Source organism: Bacillus sp. NPDC077027 (genome assembly GCF_050269555.1).
Lineage (GTDB): Bacteria > Bacillota > Bacilli > Bacillales > Bacillaceae > Bacillus.
Window position 1 is genome coordinate 400,212 of sequence record NZ_JBNNIO010000001.1, and the last position, 16,040, is coordinate 416,251.

At 38.5% G+C, this 16,040-nt stretch carries 17 protein-coding genes and 2 pseudogenes; 13 read left to right on the top strand and 6 right to left on the bottom strand.

Annotated features, from left to right (window positions below; translation table 11 throughout):
- Nucleotides 1-92: 92 nt before the first annotated feature.
- From ACQKEZ_RS02215 to ACQKEZ_RS02230, 4 genes are read right to left on the bottom strand one after another with little or no spacing between them, the layout of a single operon-like run.
- Nucleotides 93-806: an amino acid ABC transporter permease gene (locus tag ACQKEZ_RS02215; protein ID WP_427298424.1), complete on the bottom strand. Its 714-nt coding sequence runs from the start codon at nucleotides 804-806 to the stop codon at nucleotides 93-95.
- Nucleotides 807-821: 15 nt separating this feature from the next.
- Nucleotides 822-1,520: an amino acid ABC transporter permease gene (locus tag ACQKEZ_RS02220; protein ID WP_427298426.1), complete on the bottom strand. Its 699-nt coding sequence runs from the start codon at nucleotides 1,518-1,520 to the stop codon at nucleotides 822-824.
- A complete protein-coding gene (locus ACQKEZ_RS02225) occupies nucleotides 1,517-2,377 on the bottom strand; it encodes an amino acid ABC transporter substrate-binding protein (protein WP_427298428.1) in 861 nt (286 codons plus the stop codon). Before ACQKEZ_RS02225 ends, ACQKEZ_RS02220 begins: the two co-directional genes overlap by 4 nt.
- Nucleotides 2,374-3,144, bottom strand: coding sequence for an amino acid ABC transporter ATP-binding protein (locus tag ACQKEZ_RS02230; RefSeq protein ID WP_427298429.1), 771 nt, complete (start codon nucleotides 3,142-3,144; stop codon nucleotides 2,374-2,376). Before ACQKEZ_RS02230 ends, ACQKEZ_RS02225 begins: the two co-directional genes overlap by 4 nt.
- A 146-nt stretch (nucleotides 3,145-3,290) precedes the next feature.
- Between ACQKEZ_RS02230 and ACQKEZ_RS02235 the strand changes: the two genes are divergently transcribed.
- From ACQKEZ_RS02235 to ACQKEZ_RS02255, 5 genes and pseudogenes are all read left to right on the top strand, one after another.
- The gene (locus ACQKEZ_RS02235; RefSeq protein WP_427298431.1) at nucleotides 3,291-4,460 is read left to right on the top strand and encodes an acyl-CoA dehydrogenase family protein; all 1,170 of its coding nucleotides are present in this window, start codon (nucleotides 3,291-3,293) and stop codon (nucleotides 4,458-4,460) included.
- Nucleotides 4,461-4,728: 268 nt separating this feature from the next.
- Nucleotides 4,729-5,139, top strand: coding sequence for a hypothetical protein (locus ACQKEZ_RS02240; protein ID WP_427298433.1), 411 nt, complete (start codon nucleotides 4,729-4,731; stop codon nucleotides 5,137-5,139).
- A 250-nt stretch (nucleotides 5,140-5,389) separates the two neighbouring features.
- Nucleotides 5,390-5,527 (top strand): annotated as a pseudogene (locus ACQKEZ_RS02245) (3-hexulose-6-phosphate synthase); the annotation flags it as partial.
- A 64-nt stretch (nucleotides 5,528-5,591) separates the two neighbouring features.
- On the top strand, nucleotides 5,592-5,987 hold the full coding sequence (locus ACQKEZ_RS02250; protein ID WP_427298434.1) for a hypothetical protein: 396 nt from the start codon (nucleotides 5,592-5,594) through the stop codon (nucleotides 5,985-5,987).
- 13 nt (nucleotides 5,988-6,000) lie between these two features.
- Nucleotides 6,001-6,411, top strand: a complete 411-nt coding sequence (locus tag ACQKEZ_RS02255) for a hypothetical protein (RefSeq protein ID WP_427298436.1) — start codon at nucleotides 6,001-6,003, stop codon at nucleotides 6,409-6,411.
- A gap of 35 nt (nucleotides 6,412-6,446) precedes the next feature.
- Here the strand turns inward: ACQKEZ_RS02255 and ACQKEZ_RS02260 are convergent.
- Nucleotides 6,447-6,567 (bottom strand): annotated as a pseudogene (locus ACQKEZ_RS02260) (hypothetical protein); the annotation flags it as partial.
- A gap of 599 nt (nucleotides 6,568-7,166) precedes the next feature.
- On the opposite strand from ACQKEZ_RS02260, the gene ACQKEZ_RS02265 reads away from it, so the two are divergent.
- The 5 genes from ACQKEZ_RS02265 (at nucleotide 7,167) to ACQKEZ_RS02285 (ending at nucleotide 10,717) form a co-directional block, all read left to right on the top strand.
- Nucleotides 7,167-7,562, top strand: coding sequence for a hypothetical protein (locus tag ACQKEZ_RS02265; protein WP_427298437.1), 396 nt, complete (start codon nucleotides 7,167-7,169; stop codon nucleotides 7,560-7,562).
- 133 nt (nucleotides 7,563-7,695) lie between these two features.
- Complete coding sequence (locus tag ACQKEZ_RS02270; RefSeq protein WP_427299285.1) at nucleotides 7,696-8,088, top strand: winged helix-turn-helix transcriptional regulator; 393 nt, start codon at nucleotides 7,696-7,698, stop codon at nucleotides 8,086-8,088.
- A 197-nt stretch (nucleotides 8,089-8,285) separates the two neighbouring features.
- Entirely contained in the window at nucleotides 8,286-8,918 is a 633-nt protein-coding gene (hxlA, locus tag ACQKEZ_RS02275) for a 3-hexulose-6-phosphate synthase (RefSeq protein ID WP_427298438.1), read from the top strand.
- Entirely contained in the window at nucleotides 8,915-9,472 is a 558-nt protein-coding gene (gene hxlB / locus ACQKEZ_RS02280) for a 6-phospho-3-hexuloisomerase (RefSeq protein WP_427298439.1), read from the top strand. Before hxlA ends, hxlB begins: the two co-directional genes overlap by 4 nt.
- Before the next feature lie 498 nt (nucleotides 9,473-9,970).
- Nucleotides 9,971-10,717, top strand: a complete 747-nt coding sequence (locus ACQKEZ_RS02285) for a DsbA family oxidoreductase (protein WP_427299286.1) — start codon at nucleotides 9,971-9,973, stop codon at nucleotides 10,715-10,717.
- A gap of 139 nt (nucleotides 10,718-10,856) precedes the next feature.
- On the opposite strand, the gene ACQKEZ_RS02290 is transcribed toward ACQKEZ_RS02285, so the two are convergent.
- Complete coding sequence (locus ACQKEZ_RS02290; RefSeq protein WP_427298441.1) at nucleotides 10,857-11,948, bottom strand: substrate-binding domain-containing protein; 1,092 nt, start codon at nucleotides 11,946-11,948, stop codon at nucleotides 10,857-10,859.
- Nucleotides 11,949-12,248: 300 nt separating this feature from the next.
- Between ACQKEZ_RS02290 and ACQKEZ_RS02295 the strand changes: the two genes are divergently transcribed.
- The 3 genes from ACQKEZ_RS02295 to araA are packed head-to-tail and all read left to right on the top strand — an operon-like array spanning nucleotide 12,249 to nucleotide 16,021.
- Nucleotides 12,249-13,874 (top strand): xylulokinase, encoded by a 1,626-nt coding sequence (locus ACQKEZ_RS02295; RefSeq protein ID WP_427298442.1) that lies wholly within the window; start codon nucleotides 12,249-12,251, stop codon nucleotides 13,872-13,874.
- A complete protein-coding gene (locus ACQKEZ_RS02300) occupies nucleotides 13,868-14,566 on the top strand; it encodes an L-ribulose-5-phosphate 4-epimerase (protein WP_427298444.1) in 699 nt (232 codons plus the stop codon). The genes ACQKEZ_RS02295 and ACQKEZ_RS02300 overlap by 7 nt, the downstream gene beginning before the upstream one ends.
- A 30-nt stretch (nucleotides 14,567-14,596) precedes the next feature.
- Nucleotides 14,597-16,021 (top strand): L-arabinose isomerase, encoded by a 1,425-nt coding sequence (araA, locus tag ACQKEZ_RS02305; protein ID WP_427298445.1) that lies wholly within the window; start codon nucleotides 14,597-14,599, stop codon nucleotides 16,019-16,021.
- The last annotated feature ends 19 nt before the right edge of the window (nucleotides 16,022-16,040 follow it).

A 16,040-nucleotide genomic window follows, 5' to 3' on the forward strand; every position in this document is an offset into this window, starting at 1 on the left:
ACGAAAAAGGAGAATGACGCATTTGTCATTCTCCTTTTTTATAAAGAGAAGCGCTATGTTTGTCGTTGAATACTCATCTCAACAAACATCCATTATCTTCCGAGAGAACGCCCGTATATACTCACTCGCTTTTCTAAGAAAGCAAAGGCGATTTCAAATAGAATACTCAGTAGCCAGTAAATCACAGCAGATACGAGATAGGTTTCTAAAAAATGATAGCCATCATTTGCGATAATACGGGAGATTGCCATGATTTCAAGTACACCGATTGTAAAGGCAAGGGATGTGGCTTTTAATAATTGGATGAGCTGATTGCCAAGGTTCGGAAGTGCATGGACAAACGCTTGTGGCAGTATAATCCGAAGCATCGCTTGTCTTGTCGTCATTCCAACAATTTTTGCAGCCTCAAGCTGTCCTTTATCCACTGCAAGTAACGCACTTCGAATCACTTCGGTTAAATGTCCAGCAGAGTGTAGGCTAAAGGCGATGACTGCCACGATAAGGGGCGAAATCATATCAGGGTTAAAAGAGAAGCCAAAACTTTCGTTCAATTTAGTGAGAACAAGTGGTATCCCATAAAAGAAAGCGAACAGTTGTACAATTAAAGGAGTTCCTCTAAAGAAAGATACATAGAGCACCACAAGCTGTCGGAGAACTGGAATGCGAAATACGCGTATAAAGGCAAACGCAGATCCAAGAATCAGGCTAACCACCATCGAGACAAGTGCAATGATCAATGTAAAAGGAACCCCTTTTAAAATATTCGGAATTTGCTGTACGGCAAATTGTATATCAATTGGTTGCATAAGTGATTCCCCCTTTTAGCCAGAAATACTGGTGCGCCCTTTAACAAATTTTTTCTCAAGAAGCATCGTGATCATCTCGATGACGATACAAATGAACCAATACACGATAGCTATGATGACATAGACCTCAAACATCCCAACCCCATAATGATTGCCTAGAATGATTTTGACCTGACCCATCATATCAATTAAACCAATTGTAAAGGCAATAGCTGTATCCTTGACGAGGTCGATTGTATAATTACCAAGGTTCGGTAAGGCAATTAGGAAGGCTTGTGGAATCATAATTCTAAAGAGTGCTTGTGTATCTGACATTCCGACGACATAAGCAGCTTCAAGCTGATCTCTGCCTACAGAAGAGTATGCGGATCGAAACACCTCGGACAAATAAGCACCCGTATGTAATGAAAAGGTGATCATGACAAAAAGAATACGATCCCAATGATTGATATTGACACCCATCATGAGCAACAGCTGGGGCAATCCAAAATAAATTAAAAACAATTGTACAATGAGTGGTGTGCTTCGTGTAAATGATAGATAAATGAAAGCAAGCTGTTTAAGGACAGGAACTTGTTTGATGCGAATAAACGCAATGAACAGCCCAACGATCACAGCAAATATCAATGACACAATCAAAATGAGGAAAGTAAGCGGCAACCGGTTAAGCACTTGTAGGAAAATACGTAACCAGTCTAATGCTGTAAAGGTCATTGTCCTTCCTCCTTTTTTTCATACTGATATCCTTTTTCTGTAATATAATCAATGTCTTGAAAGAAATCGACCCCGAACCACTTCTTTGCAAGCGCTGGCAGTGTGCCATCATCAATCATTTTTTGTGTCACATGATCGAGTTCTTTTGCAAGCTTTTTTTGCTTAGGCTGTAGTACAAGGAAAATAGGTTCTTTTGAGACAATTCCACCCACTTTTACGTTTAACCTCAGGTTTTTTTGGATTGTATCAAAAGTAGAAATATTCATAAAGGCAGCATCCGATCTGCCACTTTCAACTCGTTTCAAATTGAGTTCGTTTGAAGGACTTTCAATCGTTGTCAATGGAATCTTTTTATCGTGCTGATCGTTATACTGGTTCAAAATGGATCGTAAGCCACCACTAGGGCTGACAGGAGCCAACTTTTTTGTTGGCATGTCATCGAGGGAATGTATCTCTTGATTTTTTTCACCCACAATTAAACCAGTCATCGAATAACCATACGGCACTTGTGGATAAAGAAAACGTTTTTCGCGTTCAGGGTTACTGAAGAACCAATTGGCAGCCAGCTCAAATTTCCCTGCACCAACACCAATCAAATTGGATTCCTCTTCTCCAAATACGTAATCAAATTGAAGGTCATCTAATCGCTTTTCTACTTCATTTAAGTAGTCGATATTATAGCCAATCGGCTCATTATGCTCGTTTGTCGCAAGAAAAGGAGGATTGACCTCTGCACTGAGTGCCACCTTTACAATCCGTTTGCCATCATCTGTTGATGTCTTGACAGCACTACAGCCAGAAAGGCAAAGTAAAAAAAGAGAGAGCCAAACAGCTGGTTTCAAAATAAGCTGGTTCATTTGGCTTCCTCCGTTCTATTTGCATTCCACTCACCACGATGAATTCTTGATAAGAACTGCTTTGTTCGTTCATGCTTCGGTGAAAGAAGCACTTCTTGAGGAGTTCCTTTTTCAACAATTTCTCCATCCGCCATAAAAATCACTGTATCTGCCACGTCTTTCGCAAATGAAATTTCATGTGTCACAATTACCATCGTCATGCCTTGGCTTGCGATATCATTGATCATCTCAAGTATTTCGCCAACCATTTCAGGGTCAAGTGCCGAAGTTGGTTCGTCAAATAGCAACACAGCGGGATTGACTGCCAGTGCTCGTGCGATCCCAATACGCTGCTGCTGTCCACCTGATAATTCACTTGGAAAGGAGTCCTTACGATGAAGCAAGCCGACACGCTCTAAAAATTGTTTGCCAATTATCTCAGCTTCTTTTCTCGGCATTTTTTGTGAAATAATTAAACCTTCTGTAATGTTTTCAAGTGCACGTTTGTTTTGAAATAAGTGGTAATGTTGAAATACCATTGACGATTGCTGTCTTAACTTGAAGATGTCTTTTTTGTTGTACGTTTCAAAATCAATCGTTGCCTTATTTACTGTCAGTTGACCTTTCTCAGGAAGCTCTAAGCTGTTTAAACTACGAAGAAGTGTTGTTTTGCCAGAGCCGCTCGGTCCAATAATGGCAACGACTTCTCCTTCTGCTATCGACAAATCGATTCCTTTTAATACATGTGTATGTCCGTAATATTTATGGAGATTAGTAGCTGAAATCATCAGAGCATCACGTTCCTTTGACATATGTACTTAATATTGATAAAATTTAACACATTAATTCCTATAAGTAAAGTATGATTATGATATATTCCGATAAGAAAAATAAGAATATTGGTAGATATATGGATAGAGGAGATGGGTGCATTTTGACTAAGGCATTATTTGTTGACACGGACTTTCAAAAGACATGGATGAGTAAGTTAGAAGGACTTCGTTCTGATATTGAGCAAGCAGCAAAAGCAAACGATGAAGGGGCCCATTTTCCAAAAAGAAATATTCAATCTCTGGTTGATCTGGGCTATACGGCTTTATCATTACCGACTCAATATGGGGGCGGCGGACAATCTGTTTCAGATATGGTACTGTTTCAAGAAACACTAGGTAGCATGGACGGGGCAACGGCTCTTTCTATCGGCTGGCACCAAGGGGTCGTCGGTGAAATTTATGAGAAAAAGTTATGGAGTGAAGAGCAGCTCGCATTTTTTGCTGAAGAAATTAAAAAGGGTGCACTTGTCAATCGAGCAGTCAGCGAAGCGCAAACGGGAAGCCCGACAAGAGGAGGAAAGCCCGGTACAACTGCCACACGATCTGACGACAAATGGAAGATTCATGGTCGTAAGATTTTTACAACAATGTCACCTGCTTTAACCTATTTCTTGGTGGGCGTTTGGATTGAAGAAAAGGAAGCACTTGGTTTCTTTTTGATTCATCGTGATACACCGGGTGTTTCTATAGAAGAAACATGGGATGTCGTAGGCATGAGAGGAACAGAAAGCCATGATTTGATTTTGGATCATGTTGTTGTTCCTGATGAAATGCTAGTAGAGGTGCAAAAGGGACCAAGAGGCGGCTCGTTAAATCCATGGATCGCACATATTCCATCGTGTTATTTAGGAATTGCCCAAGCGGCACGTGACTATGCTGTACATTACGCAACCATCCATTCTCCAAACAGCATTTCTGGTACGATTAGCGACTTGCCTAATGTACAAAGTTTAATCGGGGAAATAGATATGCTTTTAAAACAAGCACGTCATATGATCTATTCGACGACTCGTCTTTATGAACAAGTGGAAAAAAGAGACCTTCTGTTACATGAATTTGGTGCCGTGAAGCATACGGTCGTGAACCATAGCTTGCAAATTGTCGACAAAGCCATGCGCTTAGTCGGAGCGAAAAGTTTAAGTTTATCATGTCCGCTTCAGCGCTACTATCGAGACATCAGAGCTGGGCTACACAATCCACCAATGGACGATATGACCATTTCCAAAATAGCAAAACAAGCGATTCAAGAAGTAAAAGCGAAATCAGAATAATAGATCATAGACTAACCTAAATTTATGAGACACTATAAAACACCTTCGACATGGTACACTTAAAAAGTGTGAATTCGGAGGTGTTTTTGCATGGGCAAAAACGTGTATTCAAATGAGGTAAAACGGGCTGTTGTGAAAGACAAATTGAATGGTCGATTGATAGCAACTAAGAAAAAAGACATTGGAAACTAACTGGTAAAACAACATATAGAGAATATGATGTAAAAACCAAAAATTAAGGGATTAATATAGAGGGAATGAGAGAATTGTGTATGGAAGTAATGTAAAATGCTTTTTAAAAGATTTGAAATATGATGTAGAATACTATTTGGAGAAATTTAGTTATTATAATTGGCTGAAAACGAGTGTTGAAATTTCTGGTGAGGATTATATAAATGCACTATGGACTAGCTCAAAAGAAGCCACAGCTGATGATGTTATCACTAACTCGATTATAGTGGTCTGGTTATCTAATTCTTTGCAGTCGGCAATTTGGGGAGATAGGGATTTAGAGATTTGTATTTTAGCCACCACATCTAAAAGCTATTTTATAAAAATATTATCAGAAGAAGGATGGAAACCTGTGAACAATATTTTGAAAGAATGGTTAGATCTGTTATTTAGTGATGGAGAAAAATTTGATGAATTTTTGGAGGAATTAACGGGTAATTATTCCTGAATTAGCTCTTGAAATAGTTTCCTTCCATTCTGCAAAATTTCACTTTATAAAAATCTTAAAATTCTACAAGAAAAACTAACTATTTCTCGTTTGGAAATTTAATGGAAATTTTTAAAAAAGTAGATTGTTTCTGTAGACCACCTTTAGCTGTCAAAGAAACTTGACAGCTTTTGATTACTATTTAGTTATTACTTTAAGAGTTCATTAGTTTAAATCAACTAATAGACTAACTAAATTAAGAGTTTTAGACAAAGCAAGAGGGAAACAAATTTTAGTGAATATGATTGGAATCAAGGATATTGCTACTCGTGCAGAGGTAGATGCATTAGGTGTTGATTACATTTGTGTGCACACAGGTTATGACCTTCAAGCTGTCGGACAAAACTCATTAGGTTATATATAATAAAAGGACAAAAAGAGTAAGGAATTTCCACTGATAAAGGAGTATTCACATGAGGGTTTTTTCTTTAAATCATGAAAATTTTCAGTTATCACTTGAATTAGATGAATATACAGAGGGGGATAAAAAGGTGTTTACATGTCGATTTAAATATTCCTCCATAAATAAGGAAATCTTTATTTATAAACTTGATTTCAACAAGGAGTTATTAAGTGAATTTTCGTTTAATTTAAAAGATATACTTAACGGTTATATAAAAGAATGCTGTTTGAGAGATCACACAAAACAAATAAAATTCATGATATGTGAAGTAGCTGAAAATTTTTCTTTGAGTATTAGGAACGATCCTGAAAAACCTCAATCAACTATTTATCTTAAACAAAAAGTAGATTATTATCCATTGAAATCATTGCATAAAGAATTGGTAGAATTTATATCTGTATTTTAGGGGGAAGGATTGTTTGGGGGAAATTAAGTTTGAAAATCTTGATGAAAAAGTGGAATTTAAAATACTAAAAGCGTATCAATCTGATGAATTTGATAGAGGTTATTATTTTATAAGTCAGTTGTTATTGTCTAAAGAAAATATCAATATTAAGATTGAAGAAATCGAATTAAATCTTGATTTCTTTATTAAATGGAATCGAAGTCTTTTCAAGTTTAAAAATAAGATCGAGTTAAGTTCATTAGATGGGAAATTTCAACTTTTAATTGAAAGAAGCTTTAAACGAACTTTAATCAAACTTATATATAATGAACTGGACTTTGAGGAAATAATTTGTTTAGAATTACAATTAGATCAATCTAAAATTAGGGATTTAAAGAATCAGCTTCATAATTTCATAACTATTTATGGAAGAAAGAATAAATGATATTACTTGGTAATGAAGGATTAGATGTCGATTGAACCATTTCTAGGTTCATAGTACCGCGATTAAATAGTAGAATTCTGTTTCTTCGTCAAAATGATATCCAGCATAACGATACGTGTTGCCTTTTACTTCATCACTTTCTTTCACCTTTGTTGGAACTTCTCAATGTATTGTAGATTCAACGCAGTTTGCTACATGGTAGATTCAGTTGTTGCAAGGCATCGATGTTGGGTTGATCAAGTCCTGCAATTGTATCCTTATAAGAAATCATTTGGGTAAAATGAAGACTTTCCCTAGTATGTATATCTAGCATGTTTATAGGCATTCATATCATAAGTCTTCAATGCTTTATAAATGTTGTAAGAAATGTCATCCTGTATAAAGAATATCAAAATGTACTTTAAGTGTTGGTATGGATGATATTCATACGAACTCATCTATGCTTGTTTGGGTATCTCCGACCTTAGAGTGGGCGGTTTGAGGAGATAGAGATGTAGAGATATGTATCATCTGACTGACGAATCAATTAGATCATACTCATGAATGGTTATTGAGGGAAAAGTGGCAACCACTCAATGACATTTTTTTCTTGGCTAGAAATTCTGTTTTGTGATCAAAAAGAGTTTCAAGTGCGCTATTATCTAACTATGCAGATGATCATTCTTTTTATGAAAGCTGCTTCGACATGAACCTTTATTGATGATAAAGAAGTACATGACATGATTTGTTTTTGAAAAGAGAGGAATGATGAGGAGATGCTCTTGGGTTTAATTCTTTACGGTTTTGTCACCCATCCTGTCATGAGCTTTGGAACCGTTGTGCTGTTTTTATATGGGGTGATCGCTTCTTTTATTGGTCTCATTCGACATAAGCATTATGTGTGGCTGTATGTGATTCGATTACTTGTTTGTCTTTCGATCCCGATCACAAACTTGATGATGTATCTTGCGACAATCGGAGGAGATGCAAGAGACTTTGATTTTCATCCCATGCCGCTTGCGTACATCATCGTATTCACGCTTGAGATTGTCGTCATCCTTTTACCAGAGATGTTTTTGTTCATAGAAAGAAAAAGAAGCATGAAAGGTAAATGGCTGATTCATTTAGGGATGGTTGTCTGTGTTTCAATTTTGTTTTGGAGTACGATTTGAATAGGCGATGAATTAGGTTGTACGGTTGTAAGAGCAGCTTGATCCTATGCAGTAAAGAGCTGTTGAAGACCTATACATGGCTTCACCGACAATGGTAGAGCCGTTTTCTCGACAAACAATTTTTATTCATTATATGATAGTGCGTAAATGGATTGTTAAACAAGGAGTGTATCATTTGTCATCACGTATGGAAAATAAGATTTTTAATTGTGAAAAAGAGCTAACGCTCAACATCATCGGCGGTAAGTGGAAAATGCTGATTTTATGGCATCTTGGCAAAGAAGGAACGAAACGGTTTGGAGAGTTAAAGGCATTGATGCCAGGAATTACTCAAAGAATGTTAGTGAATCAGTTGCGAGAATTAGAAGAAGATCACATTGTGCATCGGGAAATTTATCCAGTTGTTCCTCCTAAAGTGGAGTACTCCCTGACAGAGCTAGGTGAAAGCCTAATGCCGATTTTAGAGGCGATGTATGGCTGGGGTAAAAACTATATAGAAAGCAATTTCTTAAAAGATGATAAGTAGATATGTCTACTCAAGATACTGGTCGAAAGACAGTATCTTTTTTTACACCATGTGCGGAAAAGTATAGTAGGTAAATAAAAAGTGCGTACTAGGAATGGGTGTTTCCTCTTGTTATACTTTGTTCTTGCAAGGTAATCTTTCAAGATGCACGTTCTGCGGAGCTCTTGATGATAGATAAATAACAGGAGTTGAATGGGATGAAATTACAATTAGCATTAGATTTAGTGAATATACCTGAAGCGATCGAATTGATCAAAGAAGTAGAGCATCATGTTGATATCGTTGAGATTGGGACACCAGTTGTCATTAATGAAGGGCTTCGTGCTGTGAAAGAAGTAAAAAGTGCATTTCCGAATCTAAAAGTGTTAGCTGACCTGAAAATCATGGATGCGGCAGGTTATGAAGTGCAACAAGCATCAGAAGCAGGTGCAGATGTGATTACAATACTTGCTGCTGCTGAGGACATGTCCATTAAAGGAGCAGTCGAAGAGGCAAAAGCAAGAGGGAAACAAATTTTAGTGGATATGATTGGAATCAAAGATATTGCTACTCGTGCACAAGAGTTAGATGCATTAGGTGTTGATTACATTTGTGTGCACACAGGTTATGACCTTCAAGCGGTCGGACAAAACTCATTTGCTGATTTAATGACCATTAAAAATGTGGTGAAACATGCAAAAACGGCCATTGCAGGTGGAATTAAGCTTGATACATTACCAGAGGTAGTCAAATTAAATCCTGATTTAGTGATTGTTGGCGGAGGAATTGCAAGCCAAGATGATAAAGCTGCTGTAGCAGCGCAAATGAAGCAGATGATGACACAATCATGATGACAAGTGATTATCTCAGAGCGATTGTTACTGAGATTTCTGACGCGTTTTCACATCTTCATGATGAAGAAATAGAGAGTTTGCTGACGAGCATGCTTTCTGCTGAGAAAGTGTTTGTGGCTGGTGCAGGGCGTTCTGGCTTCATGGGAAAGTCATTTGCCATGAGACTTATGCACATTGGTGTGAATGCATATGTGATTGGAGAGACTGTCACACCGACATTTACTGACAAAGATTTGCTTATCGTTGGGACAGGTTCTGGCAAAACAGAAAGCCTGCTACAGATGACGAAAAAAGCGAAGACGATTGGTGGTACTGTAGCAGTTGTGACCATCTCTACAGATTCACCAATCGCAGGAATTGCAGACCATGTTGTTCAGCTTTCAGGTTCTCCTAAGGATCAGCCAAAAGGAGAAACGCAAACCATTCAGCCAATGGGATCACTTTTTGAACAGTCACTTTTATTGGTTTATGATGCGATCATATTGCGTTTGATGAAAATAAAAGGGCTCGACACTCACCAAATGTATGGAAATCACGCGAATTTAGAATAATACGTATAAGCCTTTCCTTAGAACAGAGGGAAGGCTTATGTGTGTTAAGTCGTTGAACGTGTATAGTGAAGTCATTTAAAGTGGTCAAATGTTGACACATTAATAAAGCGTGTGATCTTATATCATATATAGATACAGAGGCTCCTGCTTTTGTTGTATGTTGATCGCGAAATTGCAAGGTGGATAAAATGGATAAGCGAACCCAATAGAGTTTCATGTGAACCAAAAACGGATGCTTGAATTCGATTAGCTGATTGAAGATCATTTGACGGATCGGCAAGCTTTCACAAAGGCGTTGTTGCGAAGTATCGAAACCTTCTGACACAATACCCTCCTAATAGAATCGCTTATGATGTGTTCAATTTCTTGCGAACACTGTAAAGCTGATCCTCCTTTTTTCCAGCTACTTATACATTATTGTTCATAATGCTTGACACTTCAGAATAGATGTAACTATAATTGTTACAACAGCGATGATTCAATTGTGAAAAGCTGAGTATAAATGAGAGGAAGACGACAATGGAAGTGCAAATTTGGTCTGATTTTGCTTGTCCTTTTTGTTATATTGGCAAACAACAACTAGAAGCAGCCCTTGATCAATTTGATCATAAAGATGAAGTAGAGATTGTTTTTAAGAGCTTTGAGCTTGATCCAAACGCTCCAAAGAATGTAGATTATGACGTTCACGATATGCTCGTTAGAAAATATGGAATGAGCAGAAGCAAAGCAATTGCAATGAATGATCAACTGAAAGAGGTAGGAGAAAAAAACGGGATCGATTTTCAATTTGATCCATTGGTTTTGACGAATACTTTTGACGCACATAGACTGGCGCAGTTCGCCACTAGCCAAGGAAAGGGCGAATCACTGATACTTGAACTGTTTAAAGCATATTTTACCGATGCTAAGCATTTAGGCGATCACCAAACACTGATTGACATCGCTGAGAAAGTAGGTTTAAACACTGAAGAAGTAGAAGCCATATTAAAAAGTGATGAATTTGCTGATGACGTACGTGCCAATGAGACAGAGGCAAGCAAGCTAGGCGTGTCAGCAGTGCCTTTCTTTAAAGTTAATAACAAATATGCGATCAAAGGTGCACAATCAACTGAGGTTTTTCTGAACACACTTCAAACAGCTTGGAAGGAAGAAGAAGCACGACAAAAGGCTTCTACTGAAACGACAGATGCTTTAGAGGCATGTGGAGATGGTTTTTGTGTCCCTACTGTGAATGCGAAGAAGTAATTGAATGTGATATAAAACGCTAGTTTTTAATTCATTGGTTCCACTCATGACTATCCAATGTGTTAAAGCTTTTGCGGAAGTGACTCAGTCTTGATAATCGTTAGCCAAAGCAACTCTAATGAAGAGTTGCTTTTATTGATTATGGTTCTAGTTTTTTCACCGTTTCACCCTTCATCAACACTGGCTGATAGTATGTTTCGTTTGGTAAATCCTTTTTCCCTTGTATTTTCTTAATCATCCAATCCGCTGCATCTCGTCCCATCTGTTCCTGTGGATGAGTCAATGTCGTTAGCTGGATATAAGCATTTTTTTGGGCAATATAAGAATTGTCCTGACCGATAATGGATAATTCGTCTGGAATAGAGACGTCCATTTGTCTGCACACATTTGCTACTTCTAATCCAACCTCGTCATTATAGCAGACAATGGCTGTCAGCTCGTTCTTATTTTCACTGAGGAATGCCTTTAAGTCCGCATATAGGTTGAGCTTCGATTCCGTATCAAAGAACAGAACATGCTCTGGAAGAAAGCGTAGTTTGGCTTCGCCGAGTGCTTTGATATATCCCTTCATTCGATATTTCCCTTGTAAATCATCAGTTTTAGATATGAGTCCGATTTTTGTGTGACCATGAGAGATTAATTCTTTTGTTGCAAGGTAGCTTGATTGTACGTCATCTAAACAAAGGAATGGAACGTCCAATTCCTCATAATATGCGTTAATCATGATAAGCGGGACATCCTGTTCTTTAAATGAAAGATAGTAAGCGATATTGGGATTATATAAATTACTTTTTGTAGGTTCCACAATTAAACCGTCTACGCCAAACGACAACATCATTTCTAATGCTTTTTTTTCTTGTTCGACATCATTATTTGTACTAGCTAATAATAGTGAATAGTTCTCCTCGTTTAATCTTCCTTCTATTCCTCGAATGATCGAAGGGAAAATATAATCAGATATGTAGGTCGTCATGACACCGATTGTTTTCATGTGGGAATGACCCATAGATTTAGATTGATATTGATTACTTACATATGTACCAGAACCCTTTTCACTTCTAAGGAATCCTTCGCTCGATAATTCTAAAATAGCCTTGCGAACAGTATGTCTGCTGACTTGATACATGTCTTGCATGGTGGATTCAGTAGGGATTCGGTCGCCAGCGTTATAATCTCCTGAAAGAATTTTGCTTTTTATATCATCAATGATGATCTGATATTTTTTTTTCATTGACCTCACTTCTTTCTTAGTTGTTCGCCTTCTCATCAACTCATTTGAATTGTATGGACATATTTTATCATGCTTTGCTTGGATACAAAAATGAACCTGTTTTCTGAAGCGTTAAGTATCAAGTGTTTGACATAAACACACAAAAATATTCACTCATTTATGTATGCACATTTTATTTTATTGTTGACTTATGTACGTACAAATATTATATTGTGGTTGTGAATATATTTAAGTGAGTGAAAGAAAACTCTTTTGATTTAAAGATTTGAAACCGCTATCAGAGTGGGGGTAAGTAGGAAAATGAATCGTGAAAATATGAAAAAAGCAATCCTGACGGGAGAAACTTCATTAGGAATTGAATTTGGTTCTACACGCATTAAAGCAGTGCTCATTGATCGCCAATTCCAAACGATAGCAACTGGAAGCTATGAATGGGAAAATATTTTACAGAATGGAATTTGGACGTATAACTTAGTCGATATGATCACTGGTTTACAAACAGCTTATCGTGAAATGAAGCAAGAGGTTGAACGGAAGTATGGGGTCACCATTCGAACCATTGGCTCCATCGGAATATCTGCGATGATGCATGGATACATGGCCTTTGATCAAACAGGTGAACTGCTTGTACCGTTTAGAACATGGCGTAATGCCACGACAAGTGCTGCGGCAAAGGAATTAACACAGGCATTTCAATTTCATATTCCTGAACGGTGGAGTATTGCTCACTTATATCAGGCGGTGATAAATGAAGAGAAGCACTTATTCAGGCTTGATTTTATCACCACTTTGTCAGGTTACATGCACTGGCTACTTTCTGGTAAACAAGCGATTGGTATTGGAGATGCGTCAGGCATGTTTCCGATTGATGAATCAACGCAAGATTACAATGAATCAATGCTGACCCGATTTGAGGAGCTCATAAAGGAGAAGGATTACCCTTGGGAGCTTCGGAAAATTCTGCCCCAGGTCTATCTTGCTGGACAGCAGGCTGGCACATTAACGGAAATCGGAGCAACCATTTTAGATCAATCTCGAAATTTACAACCAGGCATCCCGTTTTGTCCGCCAGAGGGTGATGCTGGAACTGGTATGGTCGCAACGAATAGCGTCAAAAAACGGACTGGAAATGTTTCAGTAGGAACTTCTGTTTTCGCTATGGTTGTTTTGGAAAAAGAACTGACCAATGTCTATCCGGAAGTTGATGTGGTCACGACACCTGATGGAAATCAAGTAGCAATGGTACATGCCAATAACTGTACAAGTGATCTCAATGCCTGGATCGGGCTATTCCGTGAGTTTGCTGAAGCAATGGGACAAAAGATCGAAACAACAGCGTTATTTGAGGTGATGTTAAATAAAGCACTTGAAGCGGATGCTGATGGTGGTGGTTTGCTTAGTTACGGTTATTATTCAGGGGAAAATATCACAGGGTTGAAAGAAGGGAGACCGCTTTTTGTGCGGTCGGTTGAAAGTCAGTTTAATCTAGCGAATTTCATGCGCACACATCTCTTTACTGCGTTTGGTGCTTTGAAAATAGGTATGGATATTTTAACAAAAAATGAACAAGTAACCATTGAGCGGTTATTAGGCCATGGCGGTTTATTTAAAACACCCATTGTTGGTCAAAAGATAGTAGCGGCAGCCATGAACACGCCTGTTTCGATCATGCCTACGGCAGGGGAAGGCGGCGCATGGGGGATGGCAGTTCTTGCATCTTATCTCATGAACAATCAAAAAGAAAGCTTAGTAGATTTTCTCGACAATAAGGTGTTTCTAACGATAGAACGCGAGGACATTTACCCTGATCGCATGGATGTAGAAGGCTTTGAAGTATTTCTCAAACGCTATAAAGAAGGTTTAAACATTCAGCAGGCGGCTGTCGATCATCTTATACCGGATAGAGGGGAGGAATTGTTGTGTTAGAGCACTTGAAGGAAGAGGTCTTTCAAGCAAATCTTGATTTACCGAAATATGGGCTTGTGAAATACACATGGGGAAATGCTAGTGCAATAGATCGAAAGAGTGGTTTATTTGTCATCAAACCTAGTGGGATTGATTATGACACCTTGAAAGCGAGGGACATGGTGGTTGTTGATCTAGACGGACATGTCGTTGAAGGAACGTTGAGTCCTTCATCAGATACGGCAACACACGCTGTCCTTTATCAACATTATCCCGAAATCGGTGGTATTGTACACACGCATTCTACATGGGCAACGACATGGGCACAAGCAGGTCTAGACCTACCAGCAATGGGAACGACACATGCAGACACTTTTTATGGGGATGTTCCATGCGCGCGATTCTTATCACAAGAAGAAATTGATCGAGGCTACGAGATTGAAACAGGTAAGCTCATCATTGAAACATTTGAAAAAAGAGGGCTAGATATTTTAGCGATCCCGGGCATTTTACTACAAGGTCATGGGCCTTTTACTTGGGGGAAAGATGCGAAATCGGCAGTCATGAATAGTGTAGTGCTAGATGAAGTCGCAAAAATGAATTTATTTGCAAAAGGATTAAATGAATATGCTCAGCCATTGCCACAACGGATTTTAGATAAACACTATTTACGAAAGCATGGAAAAAATGCGTATTACGGTCAAAAATCATAGATTCGATCAAATGAAGAAAAGGGGATATCTATGTCAATATTTAAGAAAAGAGAGTTTTGGTTTGTTGTAGGATCACAGCATTTATATGGAGACGAAGCGCTAGCGAAAGTAAGAGCACATGCACAAACGATGACCGATGCATTAAATGAAAGCGGTATTTTACCGTATCCGGTCATATTACAAGATTTAGCGGTAAGTGCGGATCAAATTACACGCATCATGAAAGAAGTCAATTATCGTGACGAAGTAGCAGGTGTGATGACATGGATGCATACATTCTCACCAGCAAAAATGTGGATTCAGGGAACGAAATTATTACAAAAACCGCTTCTGCATTTCGTGACACAATTTAACGAAAGTATTCCTTGGGACACAATTGATATGGATTTCATGAATATTAACCAATCAGCCCATGGAGATCGTGAATATGGTTTTATCAATGCCCGCCTCAAAAAACAAAACAAAATCATCGTAGGCTACTGGAAAAATCAAGACGTCAAGCAGCAAATCGCTGATTGGATGGATGTAGCAGTTGCATATAATGAGAGCTTCAATATCAAGGTTGCTCGCTTTGGTGATAATATGCGCAATGTTGCAGTGACCGAGGGAGATAAGGTTGAAGCACAAATCCAATTTGGCTGGACTGTCGATTATTTCGGAATAGGGGATCTTGTCCAATATGTAGATGAGGTAAAGGAAGAAGAAATTGATGCCTTATTTGGAGAATATGCAAATCTGTATGAATTTGATTACGGTACATATCGGAAGGAGGAGTGGGAAGCGAGTGTAAAAGTTCAAGCAAGCTATGAAATTGCGATCAAACGATTCCTTGATGATGGCGGATACAGCGCATTCACAACGAATTTCGAGGATTTATACGGGATGAAACAGCTTCCAGGGCTTGCTGTTCAAAGGTTAATGGCACAAGGGTATGGTTTTGCTGGAGAGGGAGACTGGAAAACAGCAGCACTAGACCGTTTATTGAAAGTAATGAGCCGTAATCAATCAACAGCCTTCATGGAGGATTACACCTATGAGTTAGCTGCTGGAAAGGAAGCGGCTCTTCAATCACATATGCTAGAAGTCGATCCAACTTTAGCGAGCAACAAACCAACCATTGTTGTAGCTCCACTTGGAATTGGTCATCGGGAAGATCCTGCTCGATTAGTATTTGATGGGAAAGCAGGTGATGGTGTGGTCGTATCAATGGCTGACTTTGGTACTCATTTTAAGCTCCTGATCAATGAAATATCAGCATTTGAACCAGCAGTTCCAGCACCCAACCTACCAGTAGCACGTGTGCTTTGGCGTATGAAGCCAAACTTTAAGGATGGAGTGGGTGCTTGGATTGAGCATGGTGGTGGCCATCATACAGTGGTTTCACTGAATCTAACAACCAATCAAATCGTCAGCTATGCTAAGCTTGTGAACTTGGAATACGTTGTGGTGAAATAATGAATGCGTCACTCCTCTT